At 71.3% G+C, this 4,668-nt stretch carries 6 protein-coding genes, 1 tRNA gene and 1 pseudogene; all 8 read left to right on the plus strand.

The features are described 5' to 3' along the window. The first annotated feature begins 14 nt into the window (after positions 1–14). Positions 15–554 carry a nucleoside deaminase gene (locus E4099_RS29225; protein WP_135342130.1) on the plus strand — a complete coding sequence of 180 codons (540 nt, stop codon included), beginning with the start codon at positions 15–17 and terminating at the stop codon, positions 552–554. Between the two features lie 91 nt (positions 555–645). Further along, positions 646–732: transfer RNA gene (locus tag E4099_RS29230), tRNA-Ser, on the plus strand. A 169-nt stretch (positions 733–901) separates the two neighbouring features. Next, the gene (locus E4099_RS29235; protein WP_135342131.1) at positions 902–1,123 is read left to right on the plus strand and encodes a hypothetical protein; all 222 of its coding nucleotides are present in this window, start codon (positions 902–904) and stop codon (positions 1,121–1,123) included. Between the two features lie 320 nt (positions 1,124–1,443). Then, positions 1,444–1,608: a hypothetical protein gene (locus E4099_RS33310; protein ID WP_167828518.1), complete on the plus strand. Its 165-nt coding sequence runs from the start codon at positions 1,444–1,446 to the stop codon at positions 1,606–1,608. A 31-nt stretch (positions 1,609–1,639) separates the two neighbouring features. Next, positions 1,640–1,933 (plus strand): Dabb family protein, encoded by a 294-nt coding sequence (locus E4099_RS29240; RefSeq protein WP_135342132.1) that lies wholly within the window; start codon positions 1,640–1,642, stop codon positions 1,931–1,933. A gap of 161 nt (positions 1,934–2,094) precedes the next feature. After that, positions 2,095–2,979, plus strand: a complete 885-nt coding sequence (locus E4099_RS29245; RefSeq protein ID WP_245245290.1) for an RNA polymerase sigma factor SigF — start codon at positions 2,095–2,097, stop codon at positions 2,977–2,979. A gap of 188 nt (positions 2,980–3,167) precedes the next feature. Beyond that, positions 3,168–3,998 (plus strand): RNA polymerase sigma factor SigF, encoded by an 831-nt coding sequence (locus tag E4099_RS29250; protein ID WP_135342133.1) that lies wholly within the window; start codon positions 3,168–3,170, stop codon positions 3,996–3,998. A gap of 122 nt (positions 3,999–4,120) precedes the next feature. After that, a pseudogene (locus E4099_RS29255) lies at positions 4,121–4,668 on the plus strand (hypothetical protein); the annotation flags it as partial.

A 4,668-nucleotide genomic window follows, 5' to 3' on the forward strand; every position in this document is an offset into this window, starting at 1 on the left:
CCCACACTGGTGCCATGAGCGCTCCGCAGCCCGCCCCCCTCCCTGACCCCGTACGCGATCCCTGGCGCGAGCCGATGCGGCTGGCGCTGGCGGAAGCGGTTCGGGCCCCGGAGACCGGGGACGTACCGGTGGGTGCCGTGGTGCTGGGCCCGGACGGCACCGTGCTGGGCCGGGGGCGCAACGAACGCGAGGCCACCGGCGACCCCACCGCCCATGCCGAGGTACTGGCCCTCCGCGAGGCCGCCCGTACCCTCGGCGCGGCACACCCCGGCGCACCGGCCGACTCCGGCGGCGGGCGCTGGCGCCTGACCGGCTGCACCCTGGTCGTCACCTTGGAACCGTGCACCATGTGCGCGGGTGCCGCCGTGCTCTCCCGCGTCGACCGGATCGTCTACGGCGCGGTGGACGAGAAGGCGGGAGCGGCCGGCTCCCTCTGGGACGTGGTCCGCGACCGGCGGCTCAACCACCGCCCGGAGGTCATCCACGGCGTCCTGGCGCAGGACTGCGCCCTGCTGCTCACCCGCTTCTTCCGGGACACCCACGACAGGCCCTGACCCCGCCCGCGCCCCTGTTCCGGCGGTTTCGGCCACCACCCGTCCGAAACCGATTTCGGAGCACGGCCCACCGTCCGCTAAGCTCTCTCTCGGTAGCGTGTCCGAGCGGCCGAAGGAGCACGCCTCGAAAGCGTGTGAGGGGGCAACTCCTCCGTGGGTTCAAATCCCACCGCTACCGCTCTGAAGAGGTAAAACGAAGGGCCCCATCCGATCGGATGGGGCCCTTCGTGGTCCCTGGTCTCGGTTGGTCGGCGCCGGGCTCCCTGCCGGACCGCCGGCTCCCCGCCTCGCGCCCGGGCGGAAAACCCGTACCGAGGCGGGCACCCCGCGCTCTAGCATCGCGGACCATGCCCCGACCCCATGGATTCGGCTACACGCGCCGCGCCGACGGCACCGTCGTCATCACCCACCACGGCCGCCCCGCCGGGACGCTGCGCGGTGCCCGCGCCGAGCGGTTCGTGGCGGAGGCGGAGTCCGGCGACGCCCAGCTGGTCATGGCCCGTTGGACCGGCGCGTACAAGCACGGCAACGAGCGCGCGGCGCGGCAGCATCCGCGCAATCGGGGCTGAGCCCCCGCACGGCGCCGCGCGCCGCGGGTGCCCGCGGACCAGTCGGCCGCATGCCCCGGCGGGCCACATGCCTCGCATCCCGTGTCCGTCGGCCGCGTGTCCCGGCGGGCCGCGGGCCTCGTATGCCGTGTCCGTCGGCCGCGTGTGCCGTGCCGCCCCGGACCCCCGGGTTCCCGGTCGGCCGGGGCGGGACCGGCCGCGCCAGGGTGGGCGGGGCGGCACGCCGGACGACCTGAAAGATCGCATCATCCGACCGCTTGGGCCGTACGAGTGGATAGACTCACCCGACCGATCAGTACGGCAGGGGAGGCGGCGTAGCGATGGCGCAGGCGAAAAAAGTCGCGTTCTACATGCTCGTCGTCTTCGTCCTCTACACGATCATCAAGACGCCGGAACGCGCCGCCGACCTGGTCCAGGTAGGCTTCGAAGGCGTATCGGACGCCGCGAAGAGCATCGGCGATTTCATGACCGCACTGATCAGCTGAGGTCGGCGCGGGCGTCACAGGAGGTCCACCCGTGATCCGCCACCTGGTCCTGTTCAAGCTGAATGACGGGGTGCGGCGCGACGAGCCGCGGGTGGTCGCCGGGGCTCGGGCGTTCGAGGAGCTGAAGGGCGTCATCCCCGAACTGGAGTTCTGGGAGTGCGCCTGGAACATCACCGAGCGGCCGATCGCCTATGACTACGCGATCAACTCCGCGGTGGCCGACGGCGATGCCCTCAAGCGCTACCTGGAGCACCCGGCCCATCAGGCGGCCGCCGAGCAGTGGCGGGAGTTCGCCACCTGGGTGATCGCCGACTACGAGATCTGAGCCCCCGGGGCGGCGCACGCAGCGGCCCCCGCCCTCGGGTACCTTCCGGAGCCCTGGGTCCTTTTTCTCCCTCAACACGGCGTTATGCAGTGCTTGCACACAGTGCGCATGTCTTGTGATGCTATGACCGCTCTTGCTGGGAGTGAGTGGACGGAGGAGGGATGGCGACACGCGTGCCGGCCCGTACTGTGCCCAGAAGCCAGCCCTCCCCCGGCGAGAGCCGCCCCGAGGGCACCGCCGAGGGCGCCGACGACAACGGCACCGGGAACGCCGCACCCAAGAGCCGCGGCGCTGACGCCCGCGCGCTCACCCAGGTGCTCTTCGCCGAACTCAGCGGACTGGAGCCCGGAACGCCCGAGCACACCCGCGTCCGGGACGCCCTGATCGAGGCCAACCTGCCGCTGGTGCGCTATGCCGCCGCCCGCTTCCGCAGCCGCAACGAGCCGATGGAAGACGTGATCCAGGTCGGCACCATCGGCCTGATCAACGCCATCGACCGGTTCGACCCGGACCGCGGCGTGCAGTTCCCGACCTTCGCGATGCCCACCGTGGTGGGCGAGATCAAACGGTACTTCCGGGACAACGTCCGCACCGTGCACGTACCTCGTCGACTGCACGAGTTGTGGGTGCAAGTCAACAGCGCCACCGAGGATCTGACGGTGCAGCACGGCCGCACCCCCACCACCGCGGAGATCGCCGAGCGGCTGAAACTGGGCGAGGACGAGGTGCTGGCGTGCATCGAGGCCGGCCGCTCCTACCACGCCACCTCACTGGAGGCGGCCCAGGAGGGCGACGGGCTGCCCGGGCTGCTGGACCGGCTCGGCTACGAGGACCCGGCGCTGGCCGGGGTCGAACACCGCGATCTGGTACGGCATCTGCTGGTGCAGTTGCCGGAGCGCGAGCAGCGCATCCTGTTGCTCCGTTACTACAGCAATCTGACGCAATCTCAGATCAGCGCGGAGCTCGGGGTGTCCCAGATGCATGTGTCCCGACTGCTGTCCCGGAGCTTCGCCCGCCTCCGGTCCGCAAATCGAATCGAACCCTAATCCCCTCGGGGGACTCCCATCTCGGCGCTTCCGGGGTAAGAATGTCGACTTGGCGCTACAGCGTGTTGCCGACTTGTGACATTCTGCAGAAACCGTGTTTGCCGTGGCCCGACCTCCGGTATTCAGGGGGAGGCTGCACTCACGCACGGAGCGCCGCTGGGATCCGTCCGCGACCTCAAGGGGGTGGCATGTCCGCAGAACTGGGCAGCTCGAAGGTGCTCACCAACGACGCACCGCACGTAGTTGACGACTGCGACGCCATCGACACCCGCACCCTCTCCCGCTCCCTGTTCCTGCGGCTCGCCGCACTCGACCGGGACAGCGTGGAGCACACCTACGTACGTGACACCCTCATCGAACTCAACCTCCCCCTGGTGCGTTACGCCGCGGCCCGGTTCCGCAGCCGCAACGAACCCATGGAGGACATCGTCCAGGTCGGCACCATCGGGCTGATCAAAGCGATCGACCGGTTCGACTGCGAGCGGGGCGTGGAGTTCCCCACCTTCGCGATGCCCACCGTGGTGGGCGAGATCAAGCGCTTCTTCCGTGACACCAGCTGGTCGGTGCGGGTGCCGCGCCGCCTTCAGGAACTGCGGCTGGCGCTCACCAAGGCCAGCGACGAACTCGCCCAGCGGCTGGACCGCTCCCCCACCGTCGCCGAGTTGGCCACCGCCCTCGGGGTGCCCGAGGAGGACGTGGTCGACGGGCTCGCGGTGGGCAACGCCTACACCGCCAGCTCCCTGGACTCACCGTCCCCCGAGGAGGACGGCGCGGAGGGCTCGCTGGCCGACCGGCTGGGCTACGAGGACACCGCCCTGGAGGGGGTGGAGTACCGCGAGTCGCTCAAGCCGCTACTGGCCAAACTCCCGCCCCGGGAGCGCCAGATCATCATGCTCCGCTTCTTCGCGAATATGACGCAGTCGCAAATCGGCGAAGAGGTGGGGATCTCCCAGATGCATGTCTCCCGCCTGCTGACCCGCACCCTGGCACAGCTGCGCGAGGGGCTGATCTCCGACTGAGCGGATGGGCTGCCGGCGCCTCGACTCGCCCCGGGGCGCCCCCGGTCGACACATCCGCCACCAAGGCAGCCGACTGGCGCACGGGCCTGTTTTTCTGACGATACGTCAGCAAGACTGGCCCGATGCGACAGCCGATGCCCCGGCGCCGCCGCCGGACCGTACACGCACCCGCCACCGCGAACACGGAGCCGGACACCGCCCGGGCGACCCTGGGAGCACCCTGGCCGGTACGCGCCCCCGGCGCGCTGTGCCTGCTCTCACTGGGCGCCGCCCTGCTGACCGGCTGCGGTAGTGGCGCCGGGGACAGCGAGCTGGCGGTGGGCGCCGCGGGCCCACCGAACGCGGCCGCCCCCCGCCAGGCGGTGCCGCCCGACGGCCGGGTCGACCTGGTGCCGCTGCCCGGCGCCGGCGACACCCACCCCTCCGCACGCCCCTCGAACGATCCACCGACCGGCTCCGGGCCGACCGGCATCCCGGACCCGAGGTCCGAGGCGGGCCCCGATGGCGGGGACACGGGAGGAGTCGGCGGGACCCCCGGCACGGGCCGCGGCGGCAGCGGTGCCACCGGAGGCGCCACGGACGCACCAGGCACCTCCACCCCCACACCCGGCACACCCGACACACCCGGCACCCCCAGCCGGCCACCCGACGGCACCCCGCCGCCCAGCAC

This window comes from Streptomyces palmae, from assembly GCF_004684805.1.
Classification (GTDB): Bacteria; Actinomycetota; Actinomycetes; order Streptomycetales; family Streptomycetaceae; genus Streptomyces; species Streptomyces palmae.

What these genes read in the sequence shown, in the direction of transcription:
- E4099_RS29225 (WP_135342130.1), top strand. Translation starts at nt 15, where the DNA reads ATGAGCGCTCCGCAGCCCGCCCCCCTCCCTGACCCCGTACGCGATCCC.
- E4099_RS33310 (WP_167828518.1), top strand. Translation starts at nt 1,444, where the DNA reads ATGGCGCAGGCGAAAAAAGTCGCGTTCTACATGCTCGTCGTCTTCGTC.
- E4099_RS29235 (WP_135342131.1), top strand. Translation starts at nt 902, where the DNA reads ATGCCCCGACCCCATGGATTCGGCTACACGCGCCGCGCCGACGGCACC.
- E4099_RS29245 (WP_245245290.1), top strand. Translation starts at nt 2,095, where the DNA reads ATGGCGACACGCGTGCCGGCCCGTACTGTGCCCAGAAGCCAGCCCTCC.
- E4099_RS29250 (WP_135342133.1), top strand. Translation starts at nt 3,168, where the DNA reads ATGTCCGCAGAACTGGGCAGCTCGAAGGTGCTCACCAACGACGCACCG.